This is a genomic window from uncultured Halorubrum sp. (genome assembly GCF_937146585.1).
In the GTDB taxonomy this organism is placed as follows: Archaea; Halobacteriota; Halobacteria; order Halobacteriales; family Haloferacaceae; genus Halorubrum; species Halorubrum miltondacostae.
Genome location: NZ_CAKZRO010000108.1, coordinates 1 through 18876, shown reverse-complemented (window position 1 = coordinate 18876; position 18876 = coordinate 1). Strand labels below are relative to the sequence as shown.

At 70.7% G+C, this 18876-nt stretch carries 20 protein-coding genes, 3 tRNA genes and 1 pseudogene; 12 read left to right on the top strand and 12 right to left on the bottom strand.

The features are described from left to right. The 4 genes and pseudogenes from rps11p to Q0116_RS09105 form a co-directional block, all read right to left on the bottom strand. Nucleotides 1–70, bottom strand: a pseudogene (rps11p, locus tag Q0116_RS09120) (30S ribosomal protein S11); the annotation flags it as partial. 6 nt (nt 71–76) lie between these two features. Further along, on the bottom strand, nt 77–604 hold the full coding sequence (locus tag Q0116_RS09115) for a 30S ribosomal protein S4 (RefSeq protein WP_006112313.1): 528 nt from the start codon (nt 602–604) through the stop codon (nt 77–79). Beyond that, on the bottom strand, nt 601–1122 hold the full coding sequence (locus Q0116_RS09110) for a 30S ribosomal protein S13 (RefSeq protein ID WP_297887144.1): 522 nt from the start codon (nt 1120–1122) through the stop codon (nt 601–603). Before Q0116_RS09110 ends, Q0116_RS09115 begins: the two co-directional genes overlap by 4 nt. A gap of 56 nt (nt 1123–1178) precedes the next feature. Beyond that, nucleotides 1179–1264 (bottom strand) — tRNA-Ser (locus tag Q0116_RS09105). A gap of 287 nt (nt 1265–1551) precedes the next feature. Here Q0116_RS09105 and Q0116_RS09100 point away from each other — a divergent pair. The 7 genes from Q0116_RS09100 (at nt 1552) to Q0116_RS09070 (ending at nt 6640) form a co-directional block, all read left to right on the top strand. Next, complete coding sequence (locus Q0116_RS09100; protein ID WP_297887142.1) at nt 1552–2592, top strand: zinc-binding dehydrogenase; 1041 nt, start codon at nt 1552–1554, stop codon at nt 2590–2592. Then, nucleotides 2582–2947 (top strand): hypothetical protein, encoded by a 366-nt coding sequence (locus Q0116_RS09095; RefSeq protein ID WP_297887140.1) that lies wholly within the window; start codon nt 2582–2584, stop codon nt 2945–2947. Before Q0116_RS09100 ends, Q0116_RS09095 begins: the two co-directional genes overlap by 11 nt. A gap of 93 nt (nt 2948–3040) precedes the next feature. Next, a complete protein-coding gene (cmk, locus tag Q0116_RS09090; protein ID WP_297887137.1) occupies nt 3041–3619 on the top strand; it encodes a (d)CMP kinase in 579 nt (192 codons plus the stop codon). A gap of 12 nt (nt 3620–3631) precedes the next feature. Further along, nucleotides 3632–4615, top strand: coding sequence for an RNA-guided pseudouridylation complex pseudouridine synthase subunit Cbf5 (locus tag Q0116_RS09085; protein WP_297887134.1), 984 nt, complete (start codon nt 3632–3634; stop codon nt 4613–4615). 23 nt (nt 4616–4638) lie between these two features. Further along, nucleotides 4639–5820 carry a succinylglutamate desuccinylase/aspartoacylase family protein gene (locus Q0116_RS09080; RefSeq protein WP_297887131.1) on the top strand — a complete coding sequence of 394 codons (1182 nt, stop codon included), beginning with the start codon at nt 4639–4641 and terminating at the stop codon, nt 5818–5820. A 46-nt stretch (nt 5821–5866) separates the two neighbouring features. Then, nucleotides 5867–5937: transfer RNA gene (locus tag Q0116_RS09075), tRNA-Pro, on the top strand. A gap of 211 nt (nt 5938–6148) precedes the next feature. Next, nucleotides 6149–6640, top strand: coding sequence for a hypothetical protein (locus tag Q0116_RS09070; protein ID WP_297887128.1), 492 nt, complete (start codon nt 6149–6151; stop codon nt 6638–6640). A gap of 121 nt (nt 6641–6761) precedes the next feature. Here Q0116_RS09070 and Q0116_RS09065 read toward each other — a convergent pair whose 3' ends face one another. Beyond that, nucleotides 6762–7808, bottom strand: coding sequence for a M42 family metallopeptidase (locus tag Q0116_RS09065; protein WP_297887125.1), 1047 nt, complete (start codon nt 7806–7808; stop codon nt 6762–6764). 201 nt (nt 7809–8009) lie between these two features. On the opposite strand from Q0116_RS09065, the gene Q0116_RS09060 reads away from it, so the two are divergent. Together Q0116_RS09060 and Q0116_RS09055 are read left to right on the top strand one after the other, a co-directional pair. Next, nucleotides 8010–9449, top strand: a complete 1440-nt coding sequence (locus tag Q0116_RS09060; RefSeq protein ID WP_297887123.1) for a lamin tail domain-containing protein — start codon at nt 8010–8012, stop codon at nt 9447–9449. Further along, nucleotides 9446–9742 carry a DUF3006 domain-containing protein gene (locus Q0116_RS09055; RefSeq protein WP_297887121.1) on the top strand — a complete coding sequence of 99 codons (297 nt, stop codon included), beginning with the start codon at nt 9446–9448 and terminating at the stop codon, nt 9740–9742. The genes Q0116_RS09060 and Q0116_RS09055 overlap by 4 nt, the downstream gene beginning before the upstream one ends. A 143-nt stretch (nt 9743–9885) precedes the next feature. On the opposite strand, the gene Q0116_RS09050 is transcribed toward Q0116_RS09055, so the two are convergent. Next, nucleotides 9886–10305 carry a type IV pilin N-terminal domain-containing protein gene (locus Q0116_RS09050; protein WP_297887119.1) on the bottom strand — a complete coding sequence of 140 codons (420 nt, stop codon included), beginning with the start codon at nt 10303–10305 and terminating at the stop codon, nt 9886–9888. Between the two features lie 234 nt (nt 10306–10539). On the opposite strand from Q0116_RS09050, the gene Q0116_RS09045 reads away from it, so the two are divergent. Next, nucleotides 10540–12042 (top strand): replication factor C large subunit, encoded by a 1503-nt coding sequence (locus Q0116_RS09045; RefSeq protein ID WP_297887117.1) that lies wholly within the window; start codon nt 10540–10542, stop codon nt 12040–12042. An 18-nt stretch (nt 12043–12060) separates the two neighbouring features. On the opposite strand, the gene Q0116_RS09040 is transcribed toward Q0116_RS09045, so the two are convergent. After that, complete coding sequence (locus tag Q0116_RS09040) at nt 12061–13212, bottom strand: PAS domain-containing sensor histidine kinase (RefSeq protein WP_297887114.1); 1152 nt, start codon at nt 13210–13212, stop codon at nt 12061–12063. Nucleotides 13213–13357: 145 nt separating this feature from the next. Here Q0116_RS09040 and Q0116_RS09035 point away from each other — a divergent pair, with 145 nt between their 5' ends. After that, nucleotides 13358–14455, top strand: coding sequence for a zinc-binding dehydrogenase (locus Q0116_RS09035; RefSeq protein ID WP_297887112.1), 1098 nt, complete (start codon nt 13358–13360; stop codon nt 14453–14455). 12 nt (nt 14456–14467) lie between these two features. Here Q0116_RS09035 and Q0116_RS09030 read toward each other — a convergent pair whose 3' ends face one another. From Q0116_RS09030 to Q0116_RS09010, 5 genes are all read right to left on the bottom strand, one after another. Continuing rightward, on the bottom strand, nt 14468–15196 hold the full coding sequence (locus Q0116_RS09030; protein WP_297887110.1) for an amino acid ABC transporter ATP-binding protein: 729 nt from the start codon (nt 15194–15196) through the stop codon (nt 14468–14470). Next, a complete protein-coding gene (locus tag Q0116_RS09025) occupies nt 15193–16029 on the bottom strand; it encodes an amino acid ABC transporter permease (protein ID WP_049930713.1) in 837 nt (278 codons plus the stop codon). The genes Q0116_RS09030 and Q0116_RS09025 overlap by 4 nt, the downstream gene beginning before the upstream one ends. A gap of 79 nt (nt 16030–16108) precedes the next feature. Next, nucleotides 16109–16930: a basic amino acid ABC transporter substrate-binding protein gene (locus tag Q0116_RS09020; protein ID WP_297887107.1), complete on the bottom strand. Its 822-nt coding sequence runs from the start codon at nt 16928–16930 to the stop codon at nt 16109–16111. 139 nt (nt 16931–17069) lie between these two features. Continuing rightward, complete coding sequence (locus tag Q0116_RS09015; RefSeq protein WP_308214395.1) at nt 17070–17966, bottom strand: COX15/CtaA family protein; 897 nt, start codon at nt 17964–17966, stop codon at nt 17070–17072. Between the two features lie 129 nt (nt 17967–18095). Continuing rightward, nucleotides 18096–18551 carry a DUF5814 domain-containing protein gene (locus Q0116_RS09010; protein ID WP_297887104.1) on the bottom strand — a complete coding sequence of 152 codons (456 nt, stop codon included), beginning with the start codon at nt 18549–18551 and terminating at the stop codon, nt 18096–18098. Between the two features lie 164 nt (nt 18552–18715). Here Q0116_RS09010 and Q0116_RS09005 point away from each other — a divergent pair. Next, nucleotides 18716–18788, top strand: a tRNA-His gene (locus tag Q0116_RS09005). Nucleotides 18789–18876 lie beyond the last annotated feature (88 nt).

The following is an 18876-nucleotide window of genomic DNA, read 5'->3' as shown; positions in this document are numbered from 1 at the left end:
TGATGAGCGTGTTGTTGAACGACGCGTACACGTGGGCGATGCCCCACTTTCCGTCCTCGGATTCACTCATGGTTGGTTACTCCTGTGACTCCGCGCGCTCGGGGTGGAGATCGTCCGCGAGCGGGCTCGTCTCGTCGAAGGCGATGGCGCCCTCGTCGTCGACGTCCACCTTCACCGACGGGCGCGTGACGCGGGCGCCGTTGACGGTGATGTGGCCGTGGACGATGAACTGGCGGGCCTGCTGGGTCGAGGAGGCGAAGCCCTGTCGGTAGACGACCGTCTGGAGGCGACGCTCCAGCAGGTCGGTCACGTCGAGCGACAGGACCGTCGAGATGTCGTCGTTGTCGCCGAGAATGCCGATCCGGCGGAGCCGCGTAACGAACTCCGCGCCGGCGTCCTGGGCGGCGTCGACGTCACCCTGCGCCTCGCCGAGCAGCCGTCGGGCCTCCCGACGCATGTTGCGCAGCTCGGACTGGGCGCGCCAGAACTCCTCTTTGTTCTTCAGACCGTACCGCGAGAGGAGGTCGGACTCCTCGGCGATGCGCTCGCCCTGGTACGGGTGGTTCGGCGTCTCGTAGCCCTTGGTGTTCTTTCCGGTGCTCATTCGTCGTCACCGCCCTCTTCGTCCGCCATCTCCTCGCGGATCTCCTCGACGTTGACCCCGATGGTCCCCTCCGAGCGACCCGTGGACTTGGTGCGCTGGCCGCGGACCTTCTGCCCGCGCTTGTGGCGCACGCCCTTGTACGATTCGATGACCTTCATCCGGTTGATGTCGTGACGGCGCTTCTCGTTGACGTCGGTGCCGACGAGGTGCGTCGTCTCTCCGGTGAAGAAGTCGTTCTGTCGGTTCGTCATCCACGACGGGACGTGGTCTTCGAGGTTCTCGGCGATGTCGACCACCGCGTCGATGTCCTCCTCGTCGAGGAGCCCGAACGTGGCGTTTCTGTCCACGTCGGCCTTCTCGGCGACCAGCCGCGCCGTGCGCGTGCCGATGCCGTCGAGTTCGGACAGGCTTCGCTCGACCGTCTTCGTCCCGTCGAGGTCCGCCCCCCCGATCCGAACGAAGTACTGGAGGTCTTCCTCCTCCTCCGGCGAGTCGTCCTGTGATTCTTCCGTGCTCATGTGTTGGTTGTGGTGAGTCCTACCGGCGCGAATCCGGCGGTACTCGTCCGTTCGAGCGTTGCGGCGGGGATTCGAACCCCGGAGGCAGTGACGCCACAGAGTTAGCAACCCTGCGCCTTGGGCCAGGCTTGGCTACCGCAACCCGCGTTGTATCATCGCCCTCTCGGACTCGGGGCCCGACGCCCCTACAGTTCGTGCGTTCGTAAACTCCGCCCTTCAGTACTTAAACATCACGGAACGGTCGGGTCGCTGTGGGCGGTTCGCACGGTCGCCGCGGGCCGCTCCCCTCCGGGCGCTAGCAGCCCTCGCTGGCGGCCGTCAGCGCCCGCCAGCCGCCGTCGGCTCCCGCTGGTCGTTGCCCGTTCCACCGGCGCGACGCTCGTTTCCGTGAGGCGTACTGTTTAGTGGGTCCCGGGGAAGGGTCCGGACATGAAGGCCGTTCAGTTCGCCGACCACGGCGACCGCGACGTGATCGAGTACGGCGAGTTCCCCGACCCCGACCCCGGCCGCGGCGAGGTGCTCGTCGACGTCAAGGCCGGCGCGTTGAACCACCTCGACGTCTGGACCCGGCGCGGGATGCCCGGCATCGACGTTGAGATGCCGCACATCCCCGGCAGCGACGCGGCGGGCGTCGTCGAGGCCGTCGGCGAGGGCGTGACGCGCTTCGAGCCGGGCGACCACGTCGCCGTCAGCGCGGGCGTCTCCTGTGGCGAGTGCGAGTTCTGTCGCAACGGCGAGGAGTCGCTGTGCGTCTCCTTCCACATCATCGGCGAGCACGTCCGCGGCGTCCACGCCGAGAAGGCGGCGGTCCCGGCGGCGAACCTCGTCCCCGTCCCCGACGGCGTCGACTGGGAGGTCGCCGGCTCCGCGTCGCTCGTCTTCCAGACCGCGTGGCGGATGCTCCAGACGCGCGCCGACATCGAGGCGGGCGAGAAGGTGCTCGTCCTCGGGGCGTCCGGCGGCGTCGGCCACGCGGCGGTCCAGATCGCCGACCACGCCGGCTGCGAGGTGTTCGCGACCGCCTCCACCGAGGCGAAGCTCTCGCACGCCGAGGACTGCGGCGCGGACCACGCGATCGACTACGAGGCGAACGACTTCGCGGACGAGATCGCCGCGCTGACCGGCAAGCGCGGCGTCGACGTCGTCGTCGACCACGTCGGCGAGGCCACCTACCCGAACTCGCTGAAGTCGATGGCGAAGGGCGGCCGACTCGTCACCTGCGGCGCGACCACCGGCCCGAACCCGGGCGCCGGGCTCAACCGCATCTTCTGGAACCAGCTGTCGGTGCTCGGTTCGACGATGGCGACGCCCGGCGAGGTCGACGACGTCTTGGAGCTGGTGTGGGACGGCACCTTCGAGCCCCGCGTCCGAGAGGTGCTCCCGATGAGCGAGGCGGCGCGCGCACACGAGATGATAGAGAACCGTGAGGGCTTTGGCAAAGTGGTGGTTAAACCGGACAGTGAGCTCTGAGACCGACGCCGACGCGGACGCGACCGCCGACGGCACCCCCGACGGCGGGTACGTCCACGCCCCCGGAACCGAGGACGCCGACGCGAGCGACGGCGACGGCTCCCGGGGACCGGCGGCGCCCACCGACGAACCGGCGGCCGACGGCTTCGGCCGCAAGGGGTGGGCGCTGACGGCCGTCCTCTTCACCTGCGTCCTCGTCATCCCGGGGATCATCTACGCGTACCCGTACGTCGCGGGCTGGTTCGGGCTCCCCTTCTTCGCGACGTACCTGGCGCTCCCGCTCGTCCCCGCGCTCCTGCTCGGCCTCGTCGCGGTCTGGTCGATGACGGCCGCGACCGCGGACTCCGAACGGTGACCTCGTTCGGCGGTGCGTCGACGCCGGGTCGACGACCGCGGCGTCGCGGCGCGGAACGACAACCGTTTTGAACGACACCCGCGGATTGGTGATATGTTGATCACCGTCTCCGGCCCGCCGGGGAGCGGGAAGAGCACCAACGCCGTACAGCTGGCGGACGCGCTCGGTCTCGGGCACGTCTCCGGCGGCGATATCTTCCGCGAGATGGCGGCCGAACGCGACATGACGCCGGTCGAGTTCAACGAGTTCGCCGAGGAGGATCCGCAGATCGACCGCGACCTCGACCGTCGGCTCCGCGAGATCGCCGTCGAGCGCGACGACGTGGTCCTCGAATCGCGGCTCTCCGGCTGGCTCGCGGCCGAACACGCCGACTTCCGGTTCTGGTTCGACGCCCCGCTGTCGGTCCGCGCCGAGCGGATCGCCGAGCGCGAAGCGAAGGGCGTCGACCGCGCGCGGACGGAGACGGAGCGCCGCGAGGCGTCCGAGCGCAAGCGGTACCGGGAGTACTACGACATCGACATCGAGGACCTCTCGATCTACGACGCCGCGTACAACACCGCCCGCTGGGGCCCCGAGCGCTTCCTCGACGTCCTCGTCGCGACCGTCGAAGCGTACGACCCCGCCGACGACGAGGGGAAGTCCCCGGTCGAGGGCGTTTCGTACGACTTCTGACCCCGCTCCCGCATGACAGACGCTTCCGACACCGACGCCGACCCGCTCAGGGCCCCGCCCGGCGAGCGGTCGGTCCCGGAGCTGCTGCGGTTCGGCGTCGTCAACCTCGACAAGCCCGCCGGTCCCTCCTCGCACCAGGTGTCGGCGTGGGTGCGCGACGCGATAGACGAGACGCTCGACGCGCTCGACCCCGAGGGGCCGCCGACCGGCGGCGTCGCTCACTCGGGCACGCTGGACCCGAAGGTCACCGGCTGTCTCCCCACGCTGACCGGCGACGCGACGCGCATGGCGCAGGTGTTCCTCGAGGGCGCGAAGGAGTACGTCGCGGTGCTGGAGCTCCACGGCCCGCCGCCCGCCGACTTCCGCGAGGTGGTCGCGGAGTTCGAGGGCGAGATCTACCAGAAGCCGCCGCGGAAGAGCGCCGTGAGCCGCCGGCTGCGCACGCGGACGATCCACGAGCTGGATCTATTGGAGGTCGCCGACCGGCGGGCGCTCCTCCGGATCCGCTGCGAGTCGGGGACGTACGTGCGGAAGCTGTGTCACGATATCGGCCTCGCGGCGGGCATCGGAGGGCACATGGGCCACCTCCGGCGCAGCGCCACCGACCCGTTCGACGACCGCGACCTCCGCACGCTTCAGGACCTCGTGGACGCGCTCGCGTGGGCCGAGGACGGCGACGAGGAGATGCTCCGCGAGGTGGTCCGCCCGGCGGAGGACGCGCTGACGCACCTCCCCGCGGTGACGGTCGCGCGCTCCGCCGCCGAAAACGTCGCGACCGGCGCACCGGTGTACGCCCCCGGAGTGATCGACGTCGACGACGCGGCACTCCCGCCGGGACTCCGCGGTGACGCGCCGACTGACGGCGAAGCCGACCCGGACCCGCCGCTCGCCGCGTGTTTCACCCCGGACGGCACCGCGGTCTGCCTCGGGCGCGTCGTCGGCGACCCGGACGCCGAGAGCGGGACCGTCGTCGCCTTGGAGCGCGTTCTTTTATAATCCAGCCGTCCGCCGGTGCGGACATGGACGAGCCGGACGCGGACGGAGGCGGAACGGTGGCTGTCGGGAGCGCGAGCGCCGAGCCCGGAACGCTCGACCGCGGGAGGCTCACGGTCGCCGACCTGCCGACCGGCGGCGCGGAGCAGCTCCCGGTCGCGGTCGCGAACGGCGCCGCCGACGGACCCACGCTGTGGCTCACGGGCGGCGTCCACGGCGACGAGGCGACGGGGGTCGCGGTCGTTCAGGACGCGATCGCCGCCTTCGGCGACTGCCTCGCAGGACTCGCGGGCGCGGTGGTCGCCGTCCCCGTGGTCTCCCCGGCCGGACTGCGTCGGAACGCGAGGGAGACGTACTACGGCGACGAGGACCCGAACCGTCACTTCCCCGACGCCGACGCGGAGTCCGCCCGTCCCCCGGAGCTTCAGGAGCGCATCGACGCCCGACTGTACGCCGCGATTACTGGCGAGCGGCCGGACGACGCGAGCGAGTTCGCCGTCGAGACGGTCGGCGCCGACGCCGCCGCGGACGCGCTGATCGACTGTCACACCGCCGGCGTCGGCAGCGAGCCCTTCGCGATCCGCGACCGCGTCCTCTACGGCGACCGCCGGACCGAGGACGAGGCGGCCGCCCTCTCCGAGGCGCTCGGTCGGATCGTCGACGCGTTCGGGCTGCCGGTGGTCAGGGAGTACCCCGCGGCCGAGTACGTCGAAGAGAACCTCCAGCGGTCGACGGCCGGGGCCGTGCTCAACGAGGCGGGCATCCCGGCGTTCACGGCGGAGCTGGGCGCGCACAGCGTCGTCGACGACGGCCTCCTCGACGCTGGCGTCGCGGGCGTGATCGGGGTCGCGGTCGAACTGGGGCTCCTCGACGACGGCGCCGTGCCCGAGTCGGTCGGCGAGCCCGGGGTCGGCGTCGACTCGGCCCCCGTCGAGTTCCCCGTGCGGCGCTTCCGCGGGCCGACGACCGACGCCGCCGGACTCGTTCGCCACCGCGTCGCGGCCGGCGACGCGTTCGCAGAGGGTGACGTCCTCGCCGACGTGGTCGACGCCGCGGGGGCAGAGCGCGCGACAGTTCGCGCTGCCGACGACGGGTACGTCCTCGGCCGCGCCGAGGGGTTGGCCGCCTACGAGGGCGACCCCATCGGGAGCCTCGCGGTCCGCGACGGCGGCGACCTCGTGGTCCCGCGCGAGGCGGACGAGAAGTGAAGCGAAGTCCTTAATTACCGGACCGTCGTTTTTCAGCGTGTAGTCAGGGACCGTGGGGTAGTGGTATCCTATGCGGATGGGGTCCGTATGACCTGAGTTCGACTCTCAGCGGTCCCATACGAAATTTTCCGCGAGCCGTCCGAAAATGACCGACCCGTCGTCGGTCGTGCGGACGTATACGAATCGGCCACTCGTCGCGTAGACACGGCCGTGCGCACAGACACGAAACGTCAGCGGGAGGGGCTCGCAGGACCCTCAGGCGCCGCCGGTCACCTCGCCCTGCCTCGCCAGCCACGAGCTTTTTCTCCGTGTTTATCCATTCGACGCTATGGTCCGTCTGACCCGCCGGAAGGCCCTCCAAACGGGCGGAAGCGCGATCGCAGCCGGCCTCGCGGGGTGTAGTGCCCTCGACCGCGGCGCGTCCCCCGACCTCACGCTCGGCGAGATCGAAGTGGAGAACCTCGACTTTCGGCCCCACGCCGTCTCGGTCGCGATACTAGACGACGAGGAACCGGTTTACTGGGCGGAGATGGACGTCTCGGCGGCCGAACCGGAAGCGGACGATTCCTCGGGCGTGGCGGCGGCCGGCGGCGGCTCCTTCGAGGGGTTCCCGAGCCAGGTCGGGGGGTGCCGGCTCTACGCGTGGCGCGACGAGCAACCGACTTCGGAGTGGGAGGTGTTCGACTTCAATTCGGTGGACGCGTCGTGCCTCGGATTGAACATCCACGTCGGAGACATCGAGCAGTCCCGCACGGGTGACGTGTCCGTCTGGTACACGACGAACCCTAACGCCTGCCAGAGCCCCGACGATCGCGGTTGACGGACGTATCCTCCGCATTCGGTCACGGGTCGCAGACCCGTCGGTACCCTGAGACCTCGACGAATCCCACGTGTCGCACGCCGCTCCAGCCGTTCCGCTCGCCGACACGTCGCCCCCACACTCACCGCAGAGTTCCGTCCTCGGTGTCGAGGAAGGCGGTGAGGAGGTCGACGGCGGCCTCGACGTCGTTCACGTTCGCCGTCTCGACGGCGGAGTGGTGATAGCGGACGGGGATCGAGAGCGCGCCGACCGGCCGGGCGCCGCCGGTGGTCTGGAGCCCGCCGGTGTCGGTCCCGATCTTCCAGGACACCTCGCGCTGGAAGGGGACGTCGCGGCTCTCGGCGACGGACTCGAACCGCTCCGCGACGCCCGGGGTCGCGATGACGGTCGCGTCCTTCCGCTTGATCCCGACGCCGTCGCCGAGCGTCGAGATCGCGTTCGACGGGTCGACCCCGGGATACGACTGCTCCAGCGTCCCGTCGAGCGCGACCACGAGGTCGGGGTCGACGTCCACCCCGAGGGCGGTCGCGCCGCGCAGCCCGACCTCCTCTTGGACCGTCGCGGCGTAGTGGACGGTCACGTCGGGGTCCGCGCGTCTCGCGGCCTTCAGCATGACGTACACCCCCGCCCGGTCGTCTAGCGAGGAACCGGAGACGCACTCGCCGAGCTTCCGGAGGTCGCTGTCGAACGTCACGACGTCGCCGACGCCGAACCGCCGATTCGCTTCTTCGGGGTCGAGGCCGGTGAAGACGTGCGCGTCGTCGAGCGTCCAGTCGTCCGGCGCTTCGTCGGCGGCCGTGTGCGCGGCGGTGATACCGACCACGCCGTCGTAGTCCCCCTCCCGCGTGTGGACGGTGACCGGGTGCCCGCGGAGCGCGTCCGGGTTCCAGCCGCCGAGCGCCTCGACGGAGAGGAAGCCGTCGTCGTCGACGTCGCTCACGATGAGCCCGATCTCGTCCATGTGCGCGGCGACGAGCACCTCGTAGTCGGGGTCCGCGCTCCCGCGGACGGTCGCGACGACGTTCCCCATCGCGTCCGTCCGCACGGCGTCGACGGGCGGGAGCTCGTCGCGCACGACGTCGCGCACGCGGTCCTCGTACCCGGCCGGACCGGGGGCGTCCGTCAACCGCGCCAGCAGATCGAAGTCGAACGTCGCGTTCGCGCTCATGCTCGAACGCTGGCGGGTCGCGCCTGAAAACACGGCGGATTCCGGCAGAACCGGTGCGACCGATGGCGGCCATCGGGAACCGGGAGCCCGCTTTCCGCCGATTACCGTCCCTCACGGAGCCCCCGGCCCGTATTCGAACCGTTCACGTGTGGATCGCTAACGGATGCGTACCTCTTTGCCCTCGTAGCATGTTAACGAAACATGAAACGAACGGGCGGTGCGTTCCACGTCCTCCTCGTCGTGGGGATCGTCTTTCTCGCGGGCTGCGCCGGCGCGGTCCCCGGCGAGCAGGCGCCGACGGGGCCGGACGCGGGCGACGACGCGACGGTCGAGGCGGCGAACGGGACGGTCGAGGTCCACTACATCAACGTCGGGCAGTCGGTCAGCACGCTCGTCGTCGGGCCGGAGGGCGAGACGATGCTCGTCGACACGGGCCACTACAACGACGACGGCGAGTACGTGTTGGCGTACCTCCGGAAGCACGGGATCGACAGGATCGACCACCTCGTCGTCTCGCACAACGACGCGGACCACATCGGCGGCAACGCGGCGATCATCGAACACTTCCAGACGGAGGCCGAGGGGGTCGGCGCCGTCTACGACTCCGGCATCGCCGCGAGCACGCAGACCTACGCCGAGTACCTCGACGCCGTCGAGGAACACGACGTGACGCTGTACGAGACCCGCGAGGGCGACGCGATCCGGTTCGGCGCGGTCGACGTCGACGTGCTCGGACCGCCCGACCCGTACCTCGAGGGCGAGGCCCGCAACGAGAACAGCATCGTCCTCAAGCTCACTCACGGGGAGACGAGCTTCCTCCTGTCCGGCGACGCCGAAGACGATCAGGAGGCGTACCTGGTCGACGCGTACGGGTCGGAGCTGCGGTCGACCGTGCTGAAGGCCGGCCACCACGGCTCGTCGAGCTCGTCGAGCGGCTCGTTCATCGACGCGGTCGCGCCGGAGGCCATCGTCGTCTCGAGCGCGTACGACTCGCGCTACGGGCACCCGACGGAGGAGGTGCTCCAGCGGTTCGCGGACCGGTCGATCCCGACCTACTGGACCGCCACGCACGGGTCGATCGTCCTCGTGAGCGACGGCGACGGCGTCTCCGTGCGGACGCAGCGCGACGCGCTCACGGACCCGCTGACGCTCCGCGACGGCGAGCCGATCGGACTGGACGCGGGCGACGACGCCGTCGAACGCGCCCGGCTCGGCGGCGATCCGGTCGACGACGGTTCCGGAGACGAGTCCGACGGCGACACCGACGGGAGCGACGACACCGACGAGAGCGACGACACCGACCCGGCCGCTGCCGTCGAGGTCGCGGCGGTCAACGCGGACGCCGAGGGCGACGACGGCGAGAACCTGAACGGCGAGTACGTCGTCTTCGAGAACGCGGGCGACGAGCCGGTCGACCTGTCCGGGTGGACCGTCGCGGACGAGGCGGGCCGGAGCTACGAGTTCCCGTCGGGCTTCGCGCTCGACGCGGGCGCGACGGTGACGCTCCGGACGGGGAGCGGGACCGACACCGCCACCGACCTGTACTGGGGGTCGGGGTCGCCGATCTGGAACAACGCCGGCGACACGGTGACACTCTCGGACGCCGACGGGGAACGCGTCTTGGAGGTGAGCTACGAGTGACCGACGTCGACCTCCCCGACGGCGAGTACACCGCGATCGTCGACAGCGTCGAGGACGGCCTGGCGACCGCGTTCTTCGAACGCGACGGCGAGGAGGTGGGGAACGCGGTGGTGGACGCCGCGCGGCTCCCGTCGGACGGACGGCACGCGGACGCGATCCTCTCGGTGACGGTCAGCGGCGGACGTCTCGACTCCGCCACGTACGAGCCCGAACGGACGGAGCGCCGCGCGGAGGCGGCGCAGGACCGGTTCGATCGGCTCTCGGAGCGGCCGCCCTCCGACGGGGAGTCGTAGCCGGTCCCCGCGGAAGGGCTCGCTTCCCGAGCGCGGTTCGGTCGGCGGTGTCCGACCGCGGACGACCCGCTACCGGACGACATCTGTTCTCACGACGCGCCGGAAAAATCGAAGCCGAGAGCGACGCAGGGCCGGCTACGCGATCAGCTGAAGTCCCACGCGGTCTCGAAGATGGAGTTCCCGCTCGGGTCGTGGACGATCCGGACGGTGGCCTCGCCGCTCGGGGTGGGGCTGATGCTGCTGTAGTTCAGCGACTTCCGTTCTCCCGTCTGCCAGTCGCCATCATTGATGCTACTGCTCGCCCGCGTGCCGTCGATCGAGAGCGTCAGATCGCTCGTATCGAGCGGCTCCCCGCCTGTTTTCGTGACGTTGACCACCGACGAGTCGTTACCGTCGACCGTGAACGTCGCCTGCGGCGCGGTGGGCCCCAGCTGATCGCCGAGGCCGAGCACGAACGTCCCGATGACGGCGGCGAGGATGACGGTGATCGCGACCATCAGGATGACGCCGATGACGGGACTCACCGCGCGGTCGTCCGCGTCGGAGTGGGTGCGTGATTTCATAGGGTGAACCCAGCGGGTCACCGACGGACTGGAGGCGGAGCGCCCGGTCTCACCCCCGGGCGTCCCGCGGCTCCGCTCGGGTCGGCTGCTGGTTGGCCGGAACCTTGCGGACCGCCCTTATGTACTTACTGGCACGAATACCAGGGGCGAGAATCGCACGGGGAGCCCGCGGCCGCCGGTTCCCTCGGGCACCGCTCCGCAACCACTAAACGCGGCTCGCTCCTTGCTCCGGTAATGGCCGACTGGACGGAGAAGTACCGCCCGAGCACGCTCTCGGAGGTGCGCGGCAACGACAAGGCCCGGGACGCGTTCGCGGAGTGGGCCCGCTCGTGGGACGACCATCGCGAGGCCGTCGTCCTCCACGGCAGCCCCGGCGTCGGGAAGACGAGCGCGGCGCACGCGCTCGCGAACGACATGGGGTGGGAGACGGTGGAGCTGAACGCCTCCGACCAGCGCACCGCCGACGTCATCGAGCGGTTCGCCGGGCGGGCGGCGCGCAACGCCACGCTGGGCGGGAGCGCGGCCGGCGGCGGCGCGGCGGGCGGCGACACCGCCTCGCGGCAGCTCGTCGTCCTCGACGAGGCCGACAACATCCACGGCAACTACGACCGCGGCGGTGCCTCGGCGATCACGAAGCTGGTCAAGGAGTCCGGCCAGCCCATCGTGCTCATCGCCAACGACTACTACGACATGTCGCGCGGGCTCCGGAACGCGACCCAGGAGATCGAGTTCCGCGACGTCTCCGCGCGCTCCATCGTCCCCGTCCTCCGCGACGTCTGCCGCAAGGAGGGGATCGAGTTCGAGTCCGACGCCCTCCAGCGGATCGCGGAGGGGAACCGCGGCGACCTGCGGGGCGCGATCAACGACCTCCAGGCCGCGACGCAGGGGCGCGACTCGATCACGGTGGAAGACGTCGTCACCGGCGACCGCGACAAGGCGCTCGGACTCTTCCCGTTCCTCGACGCCGTGCTGAAAGAGGAGTCCGCCGAGGAGGCGCTCCGGTCGGCGTACGCCGTCGACGAGACGCCCGACGACCTGACGGCGTGGATCGAGAACAACCTCCTCGACGTGTACGAGCCGGCGGAGGCGGTCCGGGCGTACGACTTCCTCGCGAACGCCGACGTGTGGCTCGGCCGCGTCCGCGCCACGCAGAACTACTCCTACTGGCGGTACGCGACCGACAACGCCGCCGCCGGGGTCGCGGCCGCCCGCGACGGCGAGAAGGGCGGGTGGACCCGGTACGGCCGCCCGCAGTTCTGGTCGTCGTCGGACGCGACCGCGGACGAGGTCGTCGGGAAGATCGCGGCCGCGAGCGGGTGTAGCGTCGCGACCGCCAGACGAGAGGTGTTACCGTTCCTCCAGGCGGTCACGCACCACTGTAAACCGCGCGAGCTGACCGTCGCGATGGCGGCCGCCTACGACCTCGACGAGGAGGGCGTCGCCTTCGTCACCGGCTCCGGCGAGTCGACGAACAAGGTGGAATCGATCGTCGAGGACGCGCAGGCCCGCCGCGAGGAGCTGATCGAGGAGCACGCCGACGGCGCGTTCGCGCTCGGACAGGCGGACCGCGGAGACGACGAGGTCGACCCGGCCGCGGCCGACGAGTCGCCGGGCGACGACGCCGGCGGAACCGCGACCGAAACCGAGCAGCCCGCGTCGGCGGACGGCGCGGTCGCCGACGAGCCGGCCGACGACGAGGAAGACGACGATCAGGCCGGGCTCACGGACTTCATGTGAGTCGACCGCGGGCGTCGGTCACCGGTTCCCGCCGCCGCTGAGGCGGGGCGAGCTCGGCCCCGAGCCGCCGTCGCCTGCCCCCGCGGCCTCGATCGACTCCACGCAGGAGAACTCGAACCGCGCGCCGCCCTCGCGGCTCTCCGTCACCGAGACGGTCCAGCCGTGCGCCTCCGCGATCCGCTCGACGATGGCGAGCCCGAAGCCCGTCCCGTCGGGCACGGTCGTGTGCCCCGGCTCGAAGACGTCCTCTCGCTGGTCGGGGGGGATCCCCGGGCCGTCGTCCGCGACGTAGAACCCCTCGCCCGTCCGGCCGACCCGGATACGGACCGCGACCTCGTCGGGGTCGGCGGAGGCCCCGTCGGCCTGCGACCCCTCTCGCGGGGCGAACGTCCCGGGCGCGACGCGGTCGTCGGCGTCGGCCCCGTCGCCGCCGGCGCGGTCGGTCTCGTCGGGGGTCCCGTGTTCGATCGCGTTCCGGAAGAGGTTCTCGAGCGCCTGCCGGAGCCTGTCCGGGTCGCACGTGGCCGTCCCGAGGGACCCCTCGACGACGAGCGCGGCGTCGGACTGCTCGCCGACGGTCCCCCACGCGCGCTCGACGACCGACCGCAGGTCGGTCGGCTCGGCGGTCTGGACCGTCTTCCCCTCGCGGGCCAGCGTCAGGAGGTCGCTGATGAGGTCGTCCATGCGGCCGAGCGCGTCGAGCGCGCGGTCCAGCCGCTCGGACGACGCCTCGTTGCCGAGTTCGTCGGCCAGTTCGACGTTGCCGACCGCCACGGAGAGCGGGTTCCGGAGGTCGTGGCTCACGACGCTCGCGAACTCCTCGAGCCGTTCCCGCTGTCGCTCCAGCCGCCGCCGCCGCTCGACGCGCTCGTCGGCGAGGAAGAGGTACCCCACCACGTCGCCGCTCTCCGTCCGCCGCCCGCGCTCGTGGACCCACTGCGGCTCCCCGTCGGCGGCGATCCGGTACACGACGTCGACCGGGCCGCCGTCCCGCAGCGCCTCTCGCAGCCGCTCCCGGTCCTCCTCGGCCACGCAGCCCAGCCAGCCGCCGTCGGAGCGCTCCGGCGCGTCCAGCCGCGGCTCCCCGGACGCCTCGATCACGAACCGGGCGGGGTCGGCCCCGGGCCGTCGATACGCGATCCCGGGGCGCCGTTGCATCGGTCGCGACACGTGTCAACGAGTCGACTCTGCCATCATAAACCTTACTCGCCTATCACTTGTCATGCGCTGAGATCAAGTCGAAAACGTGCGAAATAATCCGACCGCGGCCGGGATTCCCGGGAGACCTTTGTCGGCTCCCCCGGTGGATCGACGCATGCGCGCAGCGATCCTGCGAGACTACGGCGAGCCGCTCGCGGTCCGCGAGCTTCCCGACCCCGAACCCGCGTCCGACGGTGCCGTCGTCCGCGTCGACGCCTGCGGCGTCTGCCGCAGCGACTGGCACGCCTGGTCCGGCCACGGGGAGTGGGCGGACGACCGCGTCCCGCGCGGTCAGGTGCTCGGCCACGAACCGGCCGGCGAGGTCGTCGCCGTCGGCGACGAGGTCGACCGGTTCCGTCCGGGCGACCGCGTGGTCGTCCCCTTCTCGCTCGGCGACGGCACCTGTCCGCACTGCCGCCGCGGGGCCGGAAACGTCTGCGAGGACGGGCGCGCGCTGGGGTTCGAGGCCGCCGCCCCGGGGGCCTTCGCGGAGCGCGTGGCGGTCCCGGCGGCCGACTACAACCTCGTCGAGCGCCCCGAGTGGCTGGGGGCGACCGCGGCCGCGGCGCTCGGCTGTCGGTACATGACGGCGTACCACGCGCTCGCCGAGCGGACGACCGTCGGCGGCGGCGACGCCGTCGTCGTCCACGGGTGCGGGGGCGTCGGCCTCTCCGCGATCCAGATCGCCGCGGCGCTCGGCGCGCGCGTCATCGCCGTCGACGTCGACGACGACGCCCTCTCGCTCGCGAGCGACCTCGGCGCCGACGAGACCGTGAACCCGACCGCGGCCGACGCGGACGCGACGGCCGAAGAGGGCGGGACAGCCGGAGCCGTCCCCGAGCGCGTCCGCGACCTGACCGACGGGGGCGCGGACGTCTCGCTCGACGCCCTCGGGATCGCGGAGACCTGCCGCAACTCCGTCCGGTCGCTTCGCCCCCGGGGCACGCACGTCCAGGTGGGACTCACGACGGACGCCGAGCGCGGCGAGGTGTCGCTCCCGACCGACTGGATGACCCGGTGGGAGATCTCGTTCCTCGGGTCGCGCGGGATGCCCCCGACGAGCTACCCGGACCTGTTCGCGCTGATCGAGGCGACGGGGATCGACCCCGGCGGGCTGGTCGCCCGCGAGCTGTCGCTGTCGGAGGTGTCCGACCGGCTCGCCGCCATGGACGAGTACGACGTGCGGGGCGTCGAGGTCGTGACCGAGCTCTGAGGGCGGCCCGACCTACAGGAGTCGCGAGAGGAACTGCTGGCCGCGCTCCGTCGACGGCCCGTCGAAGAAGGACCGCGTCTCGGTCCGCTCGACGACCCGGCCGTCGGCCATCAGGACGATCCTGTCGCCGACCTCGCGGGCGAACCCCATCTCGTGGGTGACGAGGACCATCGTCATCCCGTCGGCCGCGAGCCCCTCGATCACGTCGAGCACCTCGCCGACGAGCTCGGGGTCCAGGGCGCTCGTCACCTCGTCGAACAGCATCACCCGCGGCTCCATCGCGAGCGCGCGGGCGATGGCGACGCGCTGCTGCTGGCCGCCCGAGAGCGCGCCCGGGTACGACTCGGCCTGATCGGCGAGCCCGACTCGGTCGAGAAGGTCGGATGCGGCCCGCTTCGCCTCCTCCTCCGGCTCGCCTTTCACCTTTTCCGGGGCGAGCGCGACGTTCTCCAGCGCGGTCTTGTGCGGGAAGAGGTTGAACGACTGGAACACCATCCCGATCTGCTGTCGGATCTCGTTGACGTCCGTCTCGATCACCGACTGGCCGTCGAGCCGGATGTCGCCGCCCTGGATCTCCTCTAACCGGTTCGCACACCGGAGCAGCGTCGACTTTCCGGACCCGGACGGTCCGATGACGACGACGACCTCGCCCTCGTCGACGTCGACGTCGACGTCGTACAGCACCTGCGTGTCGCCGAACGACTTGTCGACGCCGTCGAACTCGACGAGCGGACCGGTCACGCCTCCTCACCTCCGTCGTCGTCGCCGGAACCGAGCCCCGACAGCCGACCGAACATCCGGCTGTCGGACCCCCAGTCCGACCGGCGCTCCAGTCCGTTGACGAGCTGGCTCATCGACATCGTGATCGCGAGGTAGAGCACGCACACCCACACGAGCGGGGTCCACGGGTCCAGTTGGTTGCTGTTGATGTTTCGGAACACGCTCATGATCTCCGGGACGGCGATGACGGTCAGCAGCGAGGTGTCCTTCACGAGGATGATCTGGTCGTTGCCGATGGCCGCGAGCGCGTTGCGCCACGCCTGCGGGAGGACGACCTGCCGCAGCGCCATCACGCGGGACATCCCGAGCGACCGGGCCGCCTCCATCTGGCCGTTCGGGACGGCGTCGATCCCGCCGCGGATCGCCTCGCCGACGTACGCGCCGTGGTTCAGCGTGAGCCCGATGATCGCGGCCGGGATCGCCCAGTCCGTGAAGGGGAACTCGCCGGTGGCCCAGAGCCGCGGCACGCCGAAGTAGATGACGAACAGCTGGAACAGCAGGGGCGTGCCGCGGAAGAACTCGACGTACCCCTTCGCGATCCGTCCGGTGACGTTCGACGTCGAGATCCGGCCGAGCCCCACGAGGACGCCGAGCGACACGGAGAGGAGACTCGAGATCACGACGATCTGGATGACGAGGAAGAACGCCTCCGCGAACCGCCGCGCGATGAGCGGCGAGGCGAGCAGGCTGTAGTCGACCTGCGTCGAGAGGATCCAGGCCAGCAACCCCCCGATGGCCAGCACGAACCCCCCGGCGGCCACCTCGCCGACCCGCTTCACCAGCCGGTCGCGCATCAGTACGCCGCCGCCGCTCGACTCCGATTCTGTCTGTGTTGCCATGTGATGTCAGGTAGAGACGGCGAGGTCCGGAGACTCAGCCGTCGAAGTACTCGTTGTAGATCTCCTCGTACGTCCCGTTCTCGCGGATCGTCGCGAGGGCCCCGTTGACCTCCTCTCGGAAGTCGTCGTCGTCCTGCCGGAACGCGATCCCGTACTCCTCGATCGTCAGCGTGAGGTACGGCGGCGCGTCGTCGCGGTCGGCCGCGACCCCGTCGCCCTCGAGGAAGACGACCTCCTCGTTCTCCGCGGCGAACGAGGCGCTCACGGTGTTGTCGTTGATGACCGCGTCCACCTGATTGTTGAGCAGCGCGTCGAACGCGCCGTTGATCTGGTCGTAGCTCTCGATCTGGAGGTCGCCGCCGAAGTCCTCCTGGAGGTCCTCGGCGGCGGCCTCGCCGGTCGTCCCGCGCTGGACGCCGACGGACGTGCCCTGGAGGTCCTCGCGGGAGCCGATGTCGCTGCCCTCCAAGAGGAGGACGGTCTGGTACGCGGTGAAGTACGGGTCCGAGAAGTCGACCCGCTCGGCGCGCGACTCGTTGATCGTCATCGCGCTCATGATGACGCGGAAGTTCGCGTTGTTCAGCGACGCGATGATCCCGTCGAAGGAGGTCTCCTGGAACTCGTAGTCCATGTCGAGCTGCTCGGCGAAGACGGCCTCGGCGATCTCGACGTCGAACCCGATGAGGTCGCCCGCCTCGTTGCGGTACTCGAAGGGCGCGTACGGGATATCGGAGCCGATGGTGATCGTCTCGCCGCCCCCGCCGCCGCCGCCGATACAGCCGGCGGTGGCCGCCAGTCCGCTCGCACCGACCGCGGTCAGGTACTGTCGCCGGTTCACAGCACGGTTTTCGTCCATACACCGTCCGTCGGTTGATCACGGTTTCAACGTTTCGGCCGCGGAGTAGCAATATTTGCCGAACTGCGGGGGTCTGACAGGGTCGTTCAGGAGAGACGCCGATTCGACCGCGGCCGCGACGCGCTCGGCGATCGACCGATCAGTCGCCGCCGATCGGCACGGAGCCGTCGCGCACCTCGTCGGCCCCGCGGAGCGTCCACGCCGCGCCCGCCGCGAGCGCGACCGCGACGCCCAGCGCGACGAGGTTGATCTGCTGCCACGTCGCGGTGTACAACACGAGGTCGCGGCCGAGCAGCAGCGTGCCGACGAGCGCGCCCATCGACCCGATCGCGAGCGCGCGGACGGTGTTCGCGGTGCCCGCGCCGAGCCCGTCGTAACCCGACCGGACCGCCTCCGTCGCGTAGGCGACCGTCGCGACGAGCCCGAGGTGCCCGGCGAGGCCGGCGATGTAGAAGGCGGCCTGCGCGGGCGGCGCGTAGGTGAGGAACGGGACCGCTCGCGAGAAGAGCACGCTGGCGGCGACCCCGGCGAGCGCGACGCCCGCGGCCGCGCGGAGCAGCCGCGCGTTCCCGCGCCCGCCGCCCCAGATGGTCGCGAGCGCCAGCAGCGTGAAGATCGTCAGCGCCACGGTCAGGTGCGCGGCGTGGGTCGACACCGCGTACCCGCCGGGGACGAGTCCGCTGAGGGTGACGGTGATCGCGCCGACCGTGATCTGAACCGGGAGGATCGCGACCGCCAGCGTCGCCGCCAGTCGAGTCCGGCGGTCGAAGCCGGAGCCGAGCCAGCTCCACCCGGCGACCCCGATGATGAGGAAGCCGGTGACCATCGCCCACGCCCGGTGGAACCACTCGATGAAGTCGGGGTTGATCGTGAGCGCCGGGATCAGCTGGTCGGAACACAGCGGCCACTGGGCCTGACACGCCAGTCCCGAGCCGGTCGCCGCAGTGTAGACGCCGAGCGAGAAGAGGACGAGCGTCATCCCCGTCGTCGCCGCCGCGTATCGCCTGAACGTTAGCCACGCGGGCCGAAGACTCATTGGCCGAATTCGGGCGTGCGCGCACTTAGACCGTTCGGCCGCTCCCCGCCATCGGGAAGCGGACCCGCGGGTCGTCGGACGGCGACGGCCGGTCGAATCGCTCGCCCGTCGCGGGACGAGCGCGGACGCTCAGCCGGACAGCTCCCGCTTCGCCTTTCGCGCCCGCTCGGACATCTCCTCGTTCCCGTCGACGTCGGCGAGGGTCTCGACGGCCTCCAGCTTTCGCACGGAGTCGTCGAGGAAGGAGAGCACGTCGCCGGTGTACGCGTACACCATGTAGTCGTCGGTCATCACGTCGACGATGGCCTGCGGGCCGAGCCCCTCGGCGCGCAGTTCGAGGACGTAGCGCATGAACTTCTCCTCCGGACAGCCGCAGTAGGGGTTCGCGTCGCAGTCGCAGTCGAGGAAGTCCTCGGCGAAGTCGAGGACCCGGTCGCGGGTCGTCTCGTCGAGCTTCGAGAGGCCGTCGCCGGTGAACAGCAGGTCGAGGGTCGCGCCGGCGAACGCCCCCTTCGGGATGTTCGCCTCCAGCTGGGAGGCGAGCTGCCGGTGGTTCTTCACGTAGATCTTGTCGGTAAAGGCCACTGTTGGCAGTTCGTACGCCCGCAGCCCTCAAAAGCGACGCGGTGACCGGCTCCTCGGGGGCGACTCGCGCGGGCGGGGCGGTCCGCCTCGGACGCCACTCGATGCCACGCCCGTCCGGGAGTCGTAACCGTTATTTATCGAAGCGAGGTAGTTGACGACGCGTGTCCGGGTTAGGGTAGTGGACTATCCTTCAGCCTTGTGGAGGCTGAGACGCGGGTTCGATTCTCGCACCCGGACCTTCTCGCGGCGAGCGACTCCGCGAGACGCGAGGCTCCGCGGTGCGTCCGCAGTCGGCTCCACAGCGACGTTCCCGATCCAGTCGAGA

Bases quoted from the DNA above. Each gene is read 5' to 3' on its own strand.
- Q0116_RS09060 (WP_297887123.1), top strand. From the start codon at position 8,010: ATGAAACGAACGGGCGGTGCGTTCCACGTCCTCCTCGTCGTGGGGATC.
- Q0116_RS09050 (WP_297887119.1), bottom strand. From the start codon at position 10,305: ATGAAATCACGCACCCACTCCGACGCGGACGACCGCGCGGTGAGTCCC.
- Q0116_RS09035 (WP_297887112.1), top strand. From the start codon at position 13,358: ATGCGCGCAGCGATCCTGCGAGACTACGGCGAGCCGCTCGCGGTCCGC.
- Q0116_RS09100 (WP_297887142.1), top strand. From the start codon at position 1,552: ATGAAGGCCGTTCAGTTCGCCGACCACGGCGACCGCGACGTGATCGAG.
- Q0116_RS09045 (WP_297887117.1), top strand. From the start codon at position 10,540: ATGGCCGACTGGACGGAGAAGTACCGCCCGAGCACGCTCTCGGAGGTG.
- Q0116_RS09070 (WP_297887128.1), top strand. From the start codon at position 6,149: ATGGTCCGTCTGACCCGCCGGAAGGCCCTCCAAACGGGCGGAAGCGCG.
- cmk (WP_297887137.1), top strand. From the start codon at position 3,041: ATGTTGATCACCGTCTCCGGCCCGCCGGGGAGCGGGAAGAGCACCAAC.
- Q0116_RS09080 (WP_297887131.1), top strand. From the start codon at position 4,639: ATGGACGAGCCGGACGCGGACGGAGGCGGAACGGTGGCTGTCGGGAGC.
- Q0116_RS09015 (WP_308214395.1), bottom strand. From the start codon at position 17,966: ATGAGTCTTCGGCCCGCGTGGCTAACGTTCAGGCGATACGCGGCGGCG.
- Q0116_RS09110 (WP_297887144.1), bottom strand. From the start codon at position 1,122: ATGAGCACGGAAGAATCACAGGACGACTCGCCGGAGGAGGAGGAAGAC.
- Q0116_RS09020 (WP_297887107.1), bottom strand. From the start codon at position 16,930: ATGGACGAAAACCGTGCTGTGAACCGGCGACAGTACCTGACCGCGGTC.
- Q0116_RS09115 (WP_006112313.1), bottom strand. From the start codon at position 604: ATGAGCACCGGAAAGAACACCAAGGGCTACGAGACGCCGAACCACCCG.
- Q0116_RS09085 (WP_297887134.1), top strand. From the start codon at position 3,632: ATGACAGACGCTTCCGACACCGACGCCGACCCGCTCAGGGCCCCGCCC.
- Q0116_RS09065 (WP_297887125.1), bottom strand. From the start codon at position 7,808: ATGAGCGCGAACGCGACGTTCGACTTCGATCTGCTGGCGCGGTTGACG.
- Q0116_RS09025 (WP_049930713.1), bottom strand. From the start codon at position 16,029: ATGCGCGACCGGCTGGTGAAGCGGGTCGGCGAGGTGGCCGCCGGGGGG.